The following is a 16,794-nucleotide window of genomic DNA, read 5'->3' as shown; positions in this document are numbered from 1 at the left end:
CAAGCTGTTAGCTGCAAGCCGCAAGCTAAGGATTTATTAAGCCCCTACTTGTCGCTTGAAGCTTGTCGCTTGCAGCTAAGAGAAAGTGCGTAAATTTGCATCATGCAAGAACAACCTAATGGTTCTCCGTGCGGGGGATCCGATTCCAGTCAGGAGGTTAAAACAAAGAAACCCAACTGGTTACGCGTTAAGCTTCCCATCGGTGAAAGCTACAAGCATGTCCGCGGGCTGGTTGATACCCATAAGCTACATACGATCTGTGAAAGCGGCAATTGTCCCAATATGGGTGAATGCTGGGGAGAGGGAACGGCCACATTCATGATCCTGGGGAATATCTGTACCCGGAGCTGCGGGTTTTGCGCCGTGGCTACCGGTCGTCCTGACCCTGTGGACTGGGATGAGCCGCAAAGGGTAGCGGAAGCCATTTACCTCATGAAGGTGAAACATGCCGTCATTACGTCTGTGGACCGGGATGAGCTGAAAGATGGCGGCAGCATTATCTGGCAGCATACTATCCGGGCGGTGAAGGCCCTCAATCCCCATACTACGCTGGAGACCCTGATACCCGATTTCAAAGCGGAGCGGGAGAATATAGCCAGGTTGATCGAGGCGGCGCCTGAGGTGGTTTCCCACAATATCGAGACAGTGGAAAGGCTTACCCGCCAGGTGCGGATACAGGCCAAATACTGGCGTAGCATGGAGACGCTGAAAGCTTTGAAGGAAGGGAACATGCGTACGAAGAGCGGGATCATGCTGGGGCTGGGAGAGCGCAAGGAGGAAGTAGTACAAACACTTCGGGACCTGCGTGGCAGCGGCGTGGACGTGATCACTCTGGGGCAATATCTGCAACCCACGAAAAAACATTTGCCAGTTGTCCGATTTGTGCATCCCGACGAGTTTGCGGAGCTTCGGGAGATCGGCTATGAACTGGGATTTGATTATGTTGAGAGCGGCCCTCTGGTAAGGTCATCCTATCACAGCGAGCGTCATGTCGTACCAGGCTATGGACGGGCCCAGTGGGAAGCGGGGAAAGGGGCTGTGAGCGACGAGCTGCAAGCTACAAGTGAAGTTTAATATATGCCGGGCCAGCAACTTATCTTATGCCTTCTTGTAGCCTGTAGCTTGCAGCTTGAGGCTCAGAAGGGATGGATAAATGTGGATTCCGCTTACCAGCCATTGCCGCCTTCCGTGCATGTATACCGGAGAACCGACAGCCTGGACGGTCATCCTTTCATAGCCTACTATGTTTCTGCCCGGCTGAAAGACAAACACCTGCTTTTCTCAGACCAGGTAGGGCAGGGTAAGAGATTTACACCCAGTCAATACTACCAGCTGGAACAATTTCCTTTATTGGTGGTGAACTGCACTTTTTTTTCCTTCGAGACCAGCGAGAACATCAGCATGGTGATGAAGGATGGTAAGCTGGTGGCCTATAGCGTACCCTCGTTAAAGGGACGGGGAGATGATTCTCTCGTCTATTATTACCCTACGCGGGGCGCCATTGGGATCGACCGGAAAAGAAGGGCTGATGTAGCCTGGGTTTTTACGGACTCTTCCCGCTTGCGTCCTTATGCTTTTGAAGAGATGCCGGTGGTCGCCAAAGGCGAAGTAAGTGATCCTTCGATCTATGACCTCCGGGACATCGAATGGAAGTGGTGGAAGATGCGTACGGCGGTAGGAGGGGGCCCCGTGCTTATTCATGATGGCCGCATAAGGATCACCTATAAAGAAGAGCAATTATTCTCAGGGGGCGAGCAGGACAAGCACCCTCGTACCGCTATGGGGTATACGAAGGACGGCATCCTGATCGTGCTGGTCATACAGGGCCGCGCTCCGGGGGTGGCCGAAGGCGCCACGCTGGAACAGGAGGCAAAGCTCCTTTTCGACCTTAAATGTTATGAAGCGCTGAACCTGGATGGGGGTGGCAGCAGCAGTATGCTGGTGAACGGCAAGCCGACGATCAGGCCTTCTGACAAAGAAGGCGAACGGCCTGTGCCGGCGGTTTTTCTCATCCGGGAGCGGGGTGGTCATTCCCACTGATTTTTAATCTATAATTTCATATCCCAGACCAGGGCGCTGGCGCCCAGGATGGCAGCGTCGGACTCTTTGAGATGGCTGACAAGAATCTTCACTTTATTCTGGAACACCTGGATCAGGTTGCTTTCCATATTGTCACGGGTAGGCTTCAGGATAAGGTCGCCAGCTTTGGTAAGGCCGCCGAACAGGATGATGGCTTCAGGGCTGGAGAACATGACAAAGTTGGCCAGGGCCAGGCCCAGGATCTCTCCCGTGAAATCAAAGATGGCTTTGGCCAGCTTGTCGCCCTGGATGGCGGCGTCATATACTTTTTTTGAATCCAGTTGACTTTTAGGGATATCGCGGAGGAGGCTGGCATCCTGGCTTTTCTCCAGCATTTCGATGGCTGTCAGCTTTACACCGGTGGCGGAAGCGTAGCTTTCCAGGGATCCATATTTACCCGTGCCTTCGTGCAGGCGGCCGTGGGGAATAATGATGGTATGACCCAGTTCGCCGGCAAAGCCATCGTGGCCATAGATCAGCTTGCCGTTGGCTACGATACCGCTGCCCACGCCCGTCCCCAGGGTGATCATGATAAAGTCCTTCATGCCTTTGGCGGCGCCGTACATCATTTCTCCGATGGCGGCCGCGTTGGCGTCGTTGGTGAGGATCGTAGGGAGCTGGAATTTATTTTGTATAAGCTTGGCCAGGGGAATGATACCTCTCCAGGGGAGATTGGGTGCGTATTCCACGGTACCGCTGTAGTAATTGCCGTTGGGAGCGCCTACGCCTATGCCACGCATACGGCCCGTGCCGCCGGCTTTTTCAATGAGAATGGACAGATGGTGATGCAGCTCATCGATAAAGCTTTCTACCTGCGAGTGTCCTCTTGTGGAGATCTCACTGGAGAACAATACATTGCCTATACGATCAACTATGCCAAACTTTGTACCTGTGCCCCCGATATCAATGCCGATGGCCAATGATTCGTAAGAAGAAGCAGCTTTTGCCATGAACGCTGGGTTTTGTGGATTATGAACGCTTGCATAAGCGGATTGCAAATATAGGGCAAGATTTAATGCCCTCCGCTGCTTTGCAAGGCATCAAAATCAATTCCCTGAGATTTTAGCAGTGCTTTAGCCCGGATGGCGTAGAAGGCCAGGTATGCGAAGCAGGCTGCGCCCATGATGTAGCTGTAATGGATCCCCAGTGCGGTGTCGGCCAGCGCGCCCTGCAAAAGACTGATGATGCCTCCTCCCATGATCATCATGATCAGGAAGCTGCTACCCTGGTTGGTGTGCTTGCCCAGACCAGTTACGGCCAGGGTAAATATGCAGGGCCAGAGGGTGCTGCAGAATAGTCCTACGCTAATGAAAGCATAAACGCTCACCATGCCAGACGTCAACATCCCTGTGACAAGTGCGGCGATCCCGCAGGAGGAGAAGATCAGAAGCATCCTTGCCGGATTGCCCTTGCTGAGCAGGTCTCCGATGATCATTACAACGATCACCAACGCATATACATAGAAAGGAGTGATGTCATGCTGGGCGATCTTGTTTACGATCAGGAAAATTCCAAACGCCAAATAAGGCATGACAAAACGCATCACCTGCGCAGCGCTCTTGCCCACATTGAATGCGCCCACGGCACCCGTCCAACGGCCGATCATGAGACTGGCCCAATAAAGGGATATGAACGGGGCTACTTTATCCGTAGAGATCGCAAGGTCCTCCTTCAGGTAGTTTGGTAAATTGCTGGCGGTGGAAACTTCCACGCCTACATATACGAAGATACCGATCATGCCCATCCATAATTGAGGGTAGGAAATAGCCGACTTGCGGTGCAACAATTTACTGTCATTCTCAGAAGCTTCTGCGGAGACAGTATCCAGGTCGATCTTATTAGGAATGGAAGAGAACTTAAAGAAGACGGCCACCAGGACGAAGGCAAGACCCAATATAAGATAAGGCGTCTTTACGGCCTCGATGCTGGCATGTGTATTTGCGGCGCTTACGCTTCCGAAAATGGCAAAGCTGACCAGCAACGGTCCGATGGTAGTGCCAAAATTATTTACGCCGCCAGCCATGGTCAGTCGTTGTGACCCCGTCGCCGGGTCGCCGATGACGATTGCTAAAGGATTAGCAGCGATCTGCTGCAGGGAAAATCCCAGTCCCACGATGAACAGCCCGGACAACATCAGGGTAAAAGATGATGTGTTGGCTGCAGGATAGAACAGCAACGTGCCGATCGCGGAGATGATCAGTCCCACCGCAATGCCATTCTTATAACCGATCTTGTTGAGCAGGTCGGAACCCACCGATTTGGAAATAAGTATATAGATGATAGACCCTATCGTATAAGCAACGTAAAACGCGATTGACACCAGCTGGCTCTGCGCGTGTGACAACATGAATTTCTCTTTGAATACGGGTATAAGGATATCGTTGCTTGCCGCTACAAAGCCCCAGAAGAAGAAGACGCTGATGAGGGTACCAAATTGAGCCCAGTTGGTTTTTTGATGCATATTGCTGTCCGTTTTGGAATTAGGGGTTGAAAATAGCACGTTTTCATGACGCGAAAAATTTTTTCATCGCCCTCGGAGTATTAAATGGAAAACCTTCCCTAAATTGAATGGCAATTGTCTTACAACCTACAGCCTAAGCATTAATACAATTTAATGGAAATAATACATGTATCGGCGGAGTGTTATCCGGTGGCCAAGGCCGGGGGGTTGGGCGACGTAGTAGGTGCATTACCCAAATACCAGCGTCAGTTGGGGCATGTTGCTAAAGTTGTCATGCCGATGTACCGGACAAAATTCCTTTATGCCAATCAATGGGAGGTGGTCCACAAGGGGTATACCCATCTTGGTAGCTGGTGGTTTAACTATACGGTGATCAAGGAGCAGACGGGGAAGCTGGGGTTCGATCTTTACCTGGTGGACATATATGGATTGCTGGACCGGGAGAAAGTGTATGGATATACGGATGATACTGAACGGTTCACGGCTTTCCAGGTGGCGGTGGCGGACTGGATCGTGTCCTGGAAGCACCGGCCGGACATTGTGCATGTCCATGACCACCATACGGCATTGATCCCTTTCTTTTTTAAATACTGCTATGCATATCAGTCCCTGGCCGATGTGCCCACGGTGCTGACCATTCATAATGCGCAATACCAGGGTTGGATGGGATGGGACAAAAGCACTTATATCCCGGCCTATGATACATGGAAGACAGGGATGTTGGGCTGGGGCAGCGCCATCAATCCGTTGGCCAGCGGTATCAAGTGTGCCTGGAAAGTGACCACCGTCAGTCCCACTTATCTGGAAGAAATGAGGAGCAGTGCCAATGGGCTGGAGGCACTGTTGGAATACGAACGGGGGAAGTGCTCTGGCATTCTCAATGGGATCGACAATGTAGTGTGGGACCCCGCCAAGGACGGCTATTTTGAAGATCACTATACGGTGGATACGGTGGAGGAGGGTAAGCGTAAGAATAAGGAGCTGCTCTGTCAGCGTTTCCAGCTGGATCCGAAAAAGCCGCTGATCACTTTCATCGGCCGGCTGGTAGGGGAGAAGGGGGCGGACCTGCTGCCGCAGGCCATCGAGGACTCCTTCTATTACACGGGCCGCAGAATGAACTTTCTTATTCTGGGCAGCGGTTTTCCGGAGGTCGAAAGCAGGATGAATGCCATGAAAGCGCTGTCACGGGAGGACTATAATGTTTATATCGGGTATGATGAGGCATTGAGCCACCTTATCTATGCCGGCGCAGACTTTATACTTATGCCATCCCGGGTGGAGCCTTGCGGCCTGAACCAGCTGTATGCGCTGCGGTATGGTACGGTCCCGGTGGTACGGAATACGGGCGGGCTGCATGACACAGTGATAGACTATGGAGATAAGGGAGGATATGGCATTCGATTTAATCACGTCACCGTCGGAGATATTACACATGGTATCTGGAGAGCGACGGAGCTATACCAGCAGGCTGAAAAGCTGAAGGAGATCCGCCGGCATATCATGCAGCTGGATTTCAGCTGGGAATTGAGTGTGACGTCCTACCTGCGGCTTTACGAGTCGATCAGGGGATAGGGTCAACGTTGCGGGGATGTTAACGATATGGTTAATGGCACGGAATTAGAAATTATTAGGTATAATTTTAGGATTTGTAATAAGTAACTTTAGGTAGGGTAAAAAAATCGTTCAAATTCATAAACCGCTTGTATATGTCTAAAGAGATTTTATCTGTCATATTGGGAGGGGGCGCCGGCACCAGGTTGTATCCGTTGACCGCCAGCAGAAGCAAACCGGCCGTACCGATCGCCGGGAAGTACCGGCTTGTCGATATTCCCATCTCGAACTGTCTGAACTCCGGGATCACGAGGATGTTTGTGCTGACACAATTCAACTCGGCATCGCTTAACCGCCACATTAAGAATACTTATCATTTCAGCGCTTTCAGCTCTGCTTTCGTGGATATCCTGGCTGCTGAACAGACGCCGGATAATCCCACCTGGTACCAGGGTACGGCCGATGCCGTACGGCAATGTCTGCGGCATCTGGGACCCTTTGACAGCGAATATGTGCTCATTCTTTCCGGCGATCAGCTGTACCAGATGGATTTTATGGAAATGCTGGCGCATCACAAAGAGAAAGGGGCTGATATTTCCATCGCCACGATCCCGGTGAATGATAAGGAAGCCTCCGATTTCGGGATCATGAAGATGGATGAGAACGGCTATATCACCTCCTTTACCGAAAAGCCAAAGAAGGATATGCTGCCCCCCTGGGTCAGTGATACGGGTCCTGCCATGCACGCCCAGGGCCGCCATTACCTGGCGTCCATGGGCATTTATATATTCAACCGGCAGCTGCTGTCGGAGCTTTTGCAGAACGAATATGTGGAATCCACGGACTTTGGGAAGGAAATAATTCCCCAATCCCTGGAAAAATACAAGGTCGTCAGCTATCAGTATGAAGGGTACTGGACAGACATCGGAAATATCCCTTCTTTTTTCGAGGCCAACCTGGGGCTTACCAAGGATATCCCCGATTTTAACCTTTTTGACAACGAAAAAGCGATCTACACCCGTGCCCGTATGCTGCCTCCCGCCAAGATCAGCGGCACCACGCTGGAAAAGACCATCATTGCGGAAGGGTGTATCATCAATGCGTCACGCATCGAGAACAGCATCATCGGTATCCGCACCAGGATCGGTACGGGTACCACCATTGTAAGCAGTTACCTGATGGGCGTAGACTTTTATGAGACCATCGAGGAGATCGAACAGGCCCGGAGCCATGGTCTACCCACGGTGGGCATCGGGCATCGCTGCTATATCCGTAATGCTATCGTAGATAAGAATTGCCGCATCGGGGACGATGTGCGCATCAATGGAGGACATCACCTGGAGAATACTGACCATTCGCTGTACAATGTGAAGGAAGGAGTTGTGGTGATCAAGAAAGGGGCTGTGCTGCCGAATGGGTTTGTGATATAATGCAATTCATGTAAGCTTCCCGGGCCGGTCCGGGAAGCTTTGCGCCGGCTAACGTGTATTTTTTACATAATCAACGATTGCTATGGCATCTTCCCCTTCCCCTGGTCTTTCCCGTCAGGGGCCGGCCGTTAAGCCGAGCCTGACCCTCGCGCAGGTGTTTACCATGAGCTTTGGTTTCATGGGTATCCAGTTTGGATTTGCTTTACAGAATGCGAATACCAGCCGCATCCTCCGTTCCTTCGGCGCGGACGTGGACCAGCTACCTATGTTCTGGATCGTGGCGCCCCTGGTGGGGATGATCGTACAACCATTGATCGGACATTACAGTGACAGGACCTGGAACCGGCTGGGCAGGCGTAAGCCGTATTTTTTGACAGGCGCCCTGCTTTCTTCTATGGCGCTGGTGCTGTTGCCGAATTCGGGCGGGATGGCGGGGTGGATTCCAGCATTATGGGTGGGCGCCGGCTTCGTGATGGTGATGGATGCGTCGTTCAACGTCGCCATGGAGCCATTCCGTGCCCTGGTAGCCGACAATCTTCCGGACAGACAGCGGACCCTGGGATTTTCCGTGCAGACCTTTCTGATCGGGCTGGGGGCGGTGGTGGGTTCGGCATTGCCTGACATACTGGCTGCGCTAGGTGTCAGTAAGGTCGCCGCAGCCGACGGGATTGCCAATAATATCAAATATGCCTTTTATATCGGGGCGGCCGTATTTATCCTTGCCATCCTCGTGACGGTGATCTTTTCCCGGGAGTATCCGCCTGATGAGTATGAAAGATATCATGGAAAGCCGGAGGCAGGCGTCGAAAAAGAGGGCGTGGGGCAGATATGGAAGGATTTTATCCGGATGCCAAAGACCATGAAGCAGCTGGGGCTGGTGCAGTTCTTCAGCTGGTTTGCGCTGTTCAGCATGTGGGTATTCACGACGGATGCCGTTGCCACGCATGTCTACGGATTGTCGGGAGACTATGCGAAGAGCGTGGCTTATAATGAGGCGGGCAATAAGGTAGGCAGCGCTTTTGCCGTCTATAATGGCATTGCGATGATGTATGCGCTTTTACTAACGCCTATTGCCAACCGCATTGGCCGGAAGCTCACCCATGCCCTGTCCCTGGTGGCGGGGGGGATCGGGCTTATCTCTATCTTTTTCATCAAGGACCCGGCGATGCTGACCTGGTCCATGGTAGGCGTAGGGCTTGCCTGGGCCAGCATACTCGCCATGCCATATGTGATCCTCAGCGGCTGTATACCTGCCGGCAAAATGGGGATCTATATGGGGATCTTCAATTTCTTTATCACGCTGCCACAGATCATCAACGGGCTCTTTGGCGGGTGGATCGTCAAACATATTTATGGTAATCAACCCATCTATGCCATCGTACTGGCGGGGTTCTGTCTTATTTGCGCGGCCATCAGCGTGCTGTTCGTGTATGACGGAGGTGCTATAAGGATACAGCAGGAGAAGGCGGGGTTTGCCGCGGGCGTTTAATTTACAAGACTACAGATATGAGAAAAGCTTTCCTTATTTTATTCCTGGCTTTTTCCGGGTCGTTGCAGGCGGGGGATGGAATTAAAGTCTACCCTGCCAATTGGTGGGTGGGAATGAAACAAGCTTCGGTGCAGTTGATGATACGGGATGTCCGCTGGACAGCCGCCCCCTCGGTGGCCATCAGCTATCCCGGGGTACAACTGGTTAAAATGTCTCCCGCACAAAATCCGCACTATCTATTTCTGGATTTGCGGATCGGGCAGGGGGCCCGCCCGGGCATGGTGAAGATACGGTTGAAAGGCAGCGGTGTTGACACAGTAATCGACTATCCTTTGCTTGCGCGTAATGGCGGCAATGGCACCAGGTTTGCCCAGGGGGTTACCAGCGCCGATTTTATTTATTTCCTCATGCCTGACAGGTGGAGCAATGGCGATCCGGGTAACGACCGTGTTCCCGGCATGCGGGATCAGTCACTGGACAGGGATTCCATCTTTTTGAGACACGGAGGTGATATGCAGGGGATCATCGACCATCTGGACTATCTGCAGGGGCTGGGGGCTACTACTTTGTGGATGACGCCAGTGCTGGAGAATGATATGCCCGACCGGACAGAGCATGGCTATGCATTCACGGACCATTATACCATCGATGCCCGGCTGGGTGGCGCCGCCCTGTATAAGAAGCTCAGCGGCGAGCTGCACCGGAGGGGCATGAAGCTGATACAGGATGCGGTGTACAACCATGTAGGGCGTTTTCATTTTTTGGTGCAGGATGCTCCTTCGAAGAACTGGCTGCATCAATGGCCGCAATTCACGCAGACAAGCTACCGGGATCAGCCACTGATGGACCCCCATGCGGCGGCGGCCGATGCCAGGATCACCAGCGACGGTTGGTTCACTACGGAGATGCCGGATATCAACCAGGGGGATCCGTACGTAGCTAATTTTCTCATTCAGCATGCCATCTGGTGCGTGGAAACCTTTGGGGTGGATGGCTGGCGGATCGATACGTATATCTACAATGACCTTGCGTTCATGAACCGGTGTAATAAAGCGCTGACGGACGAGTATCCGAAGATCACCCTGTTTGGTGAAGCCTGGGTGCATGGGACGGCCAACCAGGCTTTTTTTGTAGAGAACAACCTTATCAATGCTTATAAAAGCAACCTGCAGGGAGCGGTGGACTTTCAATGTAATTTCTACGGCATTGTGCCTGCGCTGACGGAGAAATCCGGGGGGACAGACGGGGTGATGAAACTGTACAATACCATGGCCAATGATTTTCTGTATAAAGACCCGATGCGTAATGTCATCTTTTTGGATAACCATGACATGAGCCGGATCTTCTCCCAACTGGGTGAGGATGTGGCTAAACAGAAAATGGGGATCCAGTGGTTGCTGACCTGCAGGGGCATTCCCCAGTTATATTACGGGACAGAGATCCTGATGAAAGGCTTTGCCAACCCGGACGGTTGGGTCCGGCTGGATTTTCCAGGCGGATGGCAGGGAGACAGGAAGAACGCCTTTACAGGCGAGGGGCTTTCTACGGAAGAAAGAGAAGTGCAGGGGCTGGTTCGGAAGCTGGCGCAGTTCCGTAAAAGCTCATCGGCCCTGCGCACGGGAAAGATGATGCAGTATGTGCCGAAGAACGGGCTGTATGTTTATTTCCGGTACGATGCGCAGCAGACGATCTTATGCGCCATGAATACGGATTCAATTCCAGCGATAGTGGAAGCGGGCCGCTATACAGAGCGGACTTCCGGGTTTACCGAAGCGGTGGATATATTGACGGGGATGAATTATCCATTGCATCGTCCCATAGAAGTTCAACCAAGGCAAATGCTGATCCTCGAACTGAAGAAATTTGGTTCAGGAGATTGATCTTACAGAAATATGGCCTGGAGGAAGCGCTGCGCATATTTACCCCAATCTTTGAGCGCAGCGTTGACCGTCTCTTTAAAAGCGGCGTTGTCTGTTTTTTTCCCTTTTTGCGGTGATACAAGCTGGGCATCGTTTACATTGATAGCTTCAACCTTGGTGGCGAACCAGGTAACATGCTGGTGCGGCAGGGCTACGCCCAGTATCATGCCGGGCAGGCCACTGAAGGATTCGGGCCCGCCGGACGTGAGTATCTCATCCGTATAAAAGGCTACCACATAGATCGAGTCCATAATAATGGCGTTGGCGCGACGACAGGAAAAACCGGCGATGGTACGTGTCTCGTCGGTCAGTTTCCACCTGATCCTGCGGATGCTGTCCTGCACGAGGAATAATTGTTCAAATACTTTTTTCTGACTGACGCTTTTCTCCTCCTCCAGATCGGAGTAAATGACATTCTCCTGTGCCGGCATTTCCGAGAACCAGCCCATGGCCGTGCCGCTGCCTTCCCGGCCGGGTTTGTACAGTGTCTTCGTGCGGGTGAACATGAGGTCAAAATAGGTGATCCGGAACTGGGAAAGTGTTTTTTTCTGCAGCTCTGACCAGGTGTCGTCATTATCCAGCTGGGCGTATTGGTTGAGTTTTTTTTCGAACTCGATCTTTCCCTGGGAGAGGAAAATGGCGTTAGGCGCCTGCGCCTGCAGTAAACCTGCGGTTAGCAGTAAAAGAAGTGTTGCGACAAATATTTTCATAAATAGGTCTTGTAATGGTTAACGGTTGTCGGGTGCGGGGGTACCAGCCTTGGTGAAGTTCCAGACGACAGACAGCATATAGAACCGCTTGATATTGGTAAAGGTATTCTGGCTGATAAAGTTACTATTTGTTGTCCGGTTGAAACCAACGTTCTGATTGAGCAGGTCGTTCCCTACGACTTTTATGAGCAGCGCGTCGTTCTTCAGGAATTTTTTGCCGAGCCAGCCATTTATAAGGGTATTGTTGAGATTGCCCCTGAAAGCGTCGTTCTTCGGCCGGATGTTGACATCGGCTTCGCCATGGACCTGGAACTTCAAAGGCAGGTAGACATCGAATTCGGGCTGAAGGGAATAGGTCCAGTATTTCACGGGCTTTTGCGTGTTGATCGACGAGCGGCTGTCTGTATAGGTAGCGGACGGCCGGATGCTGGCTTCATACTTCTTTTCCTTTGACTTGAAGATGCTGAACCCGAAAGTATAGCTGCCGTTGTTGGTGGTATTCTTAATGTTGTTGATGATATTGGCGTTGCTGCTGATATTGAAATTCGAAAAGACGTAGAAGTTGAGCGCTGGTTTTCTCCACTTGAAATTATATCCCAGATAGCCTGAATAGTTATGGTTCCCATCCACGTTGATGGACTGGCTGCTTCTTTTGCCCATCGTATCCAGCACATTGCTGCTGATGGCATTCTCCGTAAATGAATAGGAGACGTCGATCCAGATACCACGGTCCGTCAGGATCTTATAGTCATTGAAGTTCAGGCCAAAACGGTTGACGAACTGAGGTTTAAGGTTGGGGTTGCCAACGTAGACGTTCAGCGGATCGTCATTGGTACGAATGGGCTGGAGCTGATTGAGGCTGGGCTGGTTCATAAAGCCATTATAGCGTAAAGCAAGTCTTCTTTGGGAAGAGAAGGAGTACGTCATGCTGGCGTTGGGATACCAGTTGGTAAATCTTCTTTTAGCAGTCGTATCCATATGCAGGTCGCGCTGGTCATACCGGGTGAAGGCGACATTGGTCCCGGCATTCATCCTTATCTTTTGCTTTACCATTGAATAGGCGAGACCGCCCGTATTGGTAAGCACGTTGAATTGATAATCGTTGCTGTAAAGGGAATCAAGTGTTGTGTATTTCCCATCCGGCGATCTGTTATAGGAATTGCGGTTGGAATGGCTGTTGTTCACGGAGAGGCCATAGTTCATTATCAGAAAAGATACTTTCGAGAGTGGCTCGGTATAAGTGATCTTGCCGTCCAAAAGAATGTTTTCCGTATGAAAATCCTTATGCTGATCGATCAGCGAGTCATGGGTCAGCGAGCCGTTGTCAAAGAACTGGGTGTTAGAATTCAGTATGCCGTTGGAGACATTGCTGGTGTAGTTTTCCCGCAGGTTGAACGAAAAGGTCCGTCCTTTTTTAGGCAGCTTTTTTCGCCAAAGTATATTGCTGTTGAATGCGCGGTTGTCGCCGACGGTGGAAAGGGTACGGGTATTCCTGTTTGTCACAACGCTGTCCTTGTTCAGGGCCTCAGAGGTGAAATCGCTGTAGGTCGTCTTATGATCGACGCCGCCATTGGCCATGAGCTTGATGCTGGAGGTGGAGTCGAATTTCATCTCGTAAGTGCCGTCCGCGTTATGGCGTATGATGTGGTCGAAGGAGCGTTTCGTCTGGTTGTTGAAATAAAAGGAATCCGGCAGGATATTCTCCGAATTGGTAGTGCTGGTGTTGTTGACGTTCAGCTGCATGGCCTTGTAGTTGCCGTTGATGGATTGCCTTTCGTCATCCCACTTATCATTATAATGCAGGCCGCCGGTCTTGACAGAGGGAATGCCCTGACCTTCGTAACGTCCGGACCAGGAATCGAAGTCATTGCTTACGCCTGTCCACTGAAAATTGCCGGTGGTCTCATCATAATCGATGTTACCTGCATTGCTTTGACCATAATTATCCCTTTCCCTCCAGTCCAGGCCCGTCTTGCCTGTGTTGGAGATAATACCATAAGCGGCCAGCTTCATTTTTTTACGGAAGAAGTTGAACATGGCCTGGTAGTCGTAATAGCCGTCGGTGCCCTGTCCTCCGCTGAGCTTGCCGAAGTAGCCATTCTTCTTATTGTCCTTTAGCTTCAGGTTGATGGTCTTGTTCCTTTCGCCGTCATCGATGCCTGTGAAGGCGGCCTGGTCGCTTTTTTTGTCGTACACCTGTACTTTGTCCACCATGTCGGCCCGGAGGTTTTGCGTGACCAGGGTGGGATCGTCGCCGAAGAACTCTTCTCCGTCTACCAGGACCTTTTGGACCGATTGCCCCTGGGCGGTGATCTTGCCCTTGCTGTCCACCTGGATGCCGGGCAGCTTTTTCAGCAGCTCTTCCACGGTGGCGCCGGCCTGGGTCCGGAAACTATCCGCCTTAAACTCGATGGTGTCGCCTTTCAAACGGATGGCGCCTTTGCTGCCATTGACCACCACTTCTTCCAGCAGCTTGCTTTTCAGCACCAGGCTAATGGGATGGAGAACGTGGGGGAGAGCGTCCGTTATTTCCAGCTCGTCGGCATAATCGGCGTAGGCGGGATAGGTCACCAGCAGCAGGTAGTGCCCGGGGGGGATACCCTTCAATTCGAAATTGCCGTCTTTATCCGTACGGGCATGCCGGAAGATAATCGAGTCCGATTTTTGCAGCAGCAGGACGGAACCATTGGAAAGGTTCTTCTTTTCGATGCTGTCTGCAAGACGACCGCTTATTATCGCGAGGAAAGGCTTTGAAGGAGGGGTGGATTGTGCAACGGCATAGTAAAAAGGCAGAAAGACGGCCAGGGTCAAAGCAATTAGGAGGCGCATGAATAAGATTCAATAATGGATTTAAGTATGTGTTTCTCAATGAACAGGTTTGTGCCAGGGTTCAGGGTACAAATTATCCGTAAAAAAAGGGTTATGCAAGACTGATGCCTTAAATTTACGTTAAAGACCTGGTCTCCACCCACATGTTGCATGTGATTATCGCCCAGATGCAGAAATTGTTCAATTGCATAAAAAAAATAAAAATTGGCTACATCCCACTCACCCCAGTATGAAGACATCCATTTCGTAGACACTACGAAGCCTGTGTGGAACTATTCCCTGTTCACGGATGAGGATATTAAAAATTTTCAACAGGGTACGCATTACCAGCTCTACAAGCTGTTTGGGGCGCACCGCATGACCGTGGGGGGAACGGATGGGCATTATTTCGCCGTCTGGGCGCCGAACGCCACCTATATATCTGTTATCGGTCATTTCAACAAATGGAACCCACAGAGCCATCCTTTATTTGTGCGGCTGGAACGGAGCGGGATCTGGGAAGGCTTTATACCCGATCTGCCCCAGGGGGAAGCCTATAAATATCATATCCGGAACACACAGGGGCAGGAGCTGGACAAAGGCGACCCTTATGCCTATTTTTGGGAGAAGCGTCCTTATACGGCCTCGATCACCTGGGACCTGAAATTCCATTGGAATGATGGTGAATGGCTACAGCGGCGGGAGCAGCACAATTCACTGCAGGCCCCCTGGAGCGTATACGAGGTGCATCTCGCCAGTTGGATGCGGCCGGACAAAAATGACGAAGAGCGTTATAATAGCTATGACCAGATCAGGGAGCGGCTGGTGCCTTATGTAAAGGAGATGGGTTTTACGCATGTGGAGCTGATGCCTGTGATGGAGCATCCATTTGACGGGAGCTGGGGCTATCAGGGGACCGGTTATTTTGCCCCTACTTCACGATTTGGCGATCCGCAGGGCTTTATGGCGCTGGTGGACGCTTTTCATCTGGCGGGCATCGGCGTCATACTGGACTGGGTGCCCTCTCACTTTCCTTATGACGCCCATGGTCTGTATCTCTTCGATGGGCTCAACACCTATGAATATGCGGATATGCGTAAGGGTTTTCATCCCGACTGGAACAGCTATATATTCAATTACAGGCGTGGGGAGGTGAAGAGCTTTCTTATCAGCAATGCCCGGTATTGGCTGGACTGCTATCATGTGGACGGGATACGGGTGGATGCCGTGAGCTCCATGCTGAAGCTGAACTATTCCCGTCAGGCAGGCGGGTGGGAACCCAATGAATATGGCGGGGATGGCAATCTGGAGGCAATTGCCTTTATCAAAGACCTGAATGAGACGATCTTCCGGGATTTTCCGGATGTTCAGACCATCGCCGAAGAAGCGACGGATTGGCCGGGGGTAAGCCGTCCTACTTTTGCAGGCGGTCTTGGCTTCGGAATGAAGTGGATGATGGGCTGGATGCACGATACGCTGAATTACTTCAAGCTCGACTCCATCAACCGCAAGCATCACCAGGATAAGTTCACCTTTAGTATGATGTATTTTTATGATGAGAACTTCATGCTGCCGCTGAGCCATGACGAGGTCGTGCATGGCAAGTCGCCCATGCTTTATAAGATGCCGGGAGACGACTGGCAGAAGTTTGCCAATTTGCGGGCGATGTATACCTATATGATGACGCATCCGGGCGGGAAGCTGCTTTTCATGGGGGACGAATTTGGATCGACGTCGGAATGGAATTACAAGAGCGAGCTGCCCTGGGATCTGCTGCAATATGACAGTCACAGGGGACTGAAGGATTGTGTGCGGGATCTGAACCTGTTATTGAGGAGCGAGCCGGCATTGTATGAGAACCAGTTCTCCATGTATGGATTTGAGTGGATCGATCTGTCGCATAGGGATGAATGTGTTATCGTCTATCGACGTAAAGGGAAGAATCCGGCGGAGGATCTGCTGGTGATATTGAATCTTACGCCTGTGGTGCGGATGGATTGGCCGGTGTACGCGTCGGGAAAAAAGGAGTGGAAGGAGATATTTAATAGTGATGACCGGAAATATTGGGGGACGGGGGATGTGTTTAATCCTTCGGTGGGGGTGAGGTTGGTGGATGAGGATCTGGATAGGTATGAGGTACGGGTGCATTTGCCGGCGTTGGGAGGGGTGGTGTTGAAGTAGGTTGTTTTTGGGTTTGGGTTGTTTTGAGTTGTTTTAGGTTGTTTTAGGTTATAGGTTTCAGGTTTGATTAGGCGCTGCAGGTTTTCCCCTTTGTTATTCCCGACAGCTATGTGCCTTCCGTCGCTGTAAATTCGGCACCACTGGACTTTTACTCATCCATCAACAG

General features: G+C 51.5%; 11 protein-coding genes. 7 read left to right on the top strand and 4 right to left on the bottom strand.

Translation table 11 applies throughout. From position 1 onward, the window contains the following. Nucleotides 1-102: 102 nt before the first annotated feature. Nucleotides 103-1,074: a lipoyl synthase gene (gene lipA, locus Q4E93_RS27985; RefSeq protein ID WP_303591018.1), complete on the top strand. Its 972-nt coding sequence runs from the start codon at nt 103-105 to the stop codon at nt 1,072-1,074. Nucleotides 1,075-1,155: 81 nt separating this feature from the next. Continuing rightward, entirely contained in the window at nt 1,156-2,040 is an 885-nt protein-coding gene (locus Q4E93_RS27980; RefSeq protein WP_303591017.1) for a phosphodiester glycosidase family protein, read from the top strand. 8 nt (nt 2,041-2,048) lie between these two features. Here Q4E93_RS27980 and Q4E93_RS27975 read toward each other — a convergent pair whose 3' ends face one another. Next, a complete protein-coding gene (locus Q4E93_RS27975; RefSeq protein WP_303591015.1) occupies nt 2,049-3,029 on the bottom strand; it encodes an ROK family protein in 981 nt (326 codons plus the stop codon). Nucleotides 3,030-3,091: 62 nt separating this feature from the next. Further along, nucleotides 3,092-4,540, bottom strand: coding sequence for an MFS transporter (locus tag Q4E93_RS27970; protein ID WP_303591013.1), 1,449 nt, complete (start codon nt 4,538-4,540; stop codon nt 3,092-3,094). Between the two features lie 153 nt (nt 4,541-4,693). Between Q4E93_RS27970 and Q4E93_RS27965 the strand changes: the two genes are divergently transcribed. The 4 genes from Q4E93_RS27965 (at nt 4,694) to Q4E93_RS27950 (ending at nt 10,890) form a co-directional block, all read left to right on the top strand. Next, nucleotides 4,694-6,112, top strand: a complete 1,419-nt coding sequence (locus Q4E93_RS27965; RefSeq protein ID WP_303591011.1) for a glycogen synthase — start codon at nt 4,694-4,696, stop codon at nt 6,110-6,112. Nucleotides 6,113-6,246: 134 nt separating this feature from the next. Then, nucleotides 6,247-7,521, top strand: a complete 1,275-nt coding sequence (locus Q4E93_RS27960) for a glucose-1-phosphate adenylyltransferase (protein WP_303591009.1) — start codon at nt 6,247-6,249, stop codon at nt 7,519-7,521. An 82-nt stretch (nt 7,522-7,603) separates the two neighbouring features. Next, nucleotides 7,604-9,010: an MFS transporter gene (locus Q4E93_RS27955; RefSeq protein ID WP_303591007.1), complete on the top strand. Its 1,407-nt coding sequence runs from the start codon at nt 7,604-7,606 to the stop codon at nt 9,008-9,010. Nucleotides 9,011-9,027: 17 nt separating this feature from the next. Next, nucleotides 9,028-10,890 carry an alpha-amylase family glycosyl hydrolase gene (locus tag Q4E93_RS27950; RefSeq protein WP_303591005.1) on the top strand — a complete coding sequence of 621 codons (1,863 nt, stop codon included), beginning with the start codon at nt 9,028-9,030 and terminating at the stop codon, nt 10,888-10,890. A gap of 2 nt (nt 10,891-10,892) precedes the next feature. Here the strand turns inward: Q4E93_RS27950 and Q4E93_RS27945 are convergent, their stop codons facing one another. Both Q4E93_RS27945 and Q4E93_RS27940 read right to left on the bottom strand, forming a co-directional pair. Continuing rightward, nucleotides 10,893-11,639 carry a GLPGLI family protein gene (locus Q4E93_RS27945; RefSeq protein ID WP_303591003.1) on the bottom strand — a complete coding sequence of 249 codons (747 nt, stop codon included), beginning with the start codon at nt 11,637-11,639 and terminating at the stop codon, nt 10,893-10,895. Between the two features lie 18 nt (nt 11,640-11,657). After that, nucleotides 11,658-14,468, bottom strand: coding sequence for an outer membrane beta-barrel protein (locus Q4E93_RS27940; protein ID WP_303591002.1), 2,811 nt, complete (start codon nt 14,466-14,468; stop codon nt 11,658-11,660). 204 nt (nt 14,469-14,672) lie between these two features. Here Q4E93_RS27940 and glgB point away from each other — a divergent pair, with 204 nt between their 5' ends. Then, on the top strand, nt 14,673-16,628 hold the full coding sequence (glgB, locus tag Q4E93_RS27935; protein ID WP_303591001.1) for a 1,4-alpha-glucan branching protein GlgB: 1,956 nt from the start codon (nt 14,673-14,675) through the stop codon (nt 16,626-16,628). The last annotated feature ends 166 nt before the right edge of the window (nt 16,629-16,794 follow it).

Origin of the sequence: Flavitalea plasmicola (assembly GCF_030546645.1) — a bacterium.
Taxonomy (GTDB): domain Bacteria; phylum Bacteroidota; class Bacteroidia; order Chitinophagales; family Chitinophagaceae; genus Puia.
Note: the sequence above shows the minus strand (reverse complement) of the source record. Positions and strands in the feature narration are given on the sequence as shown.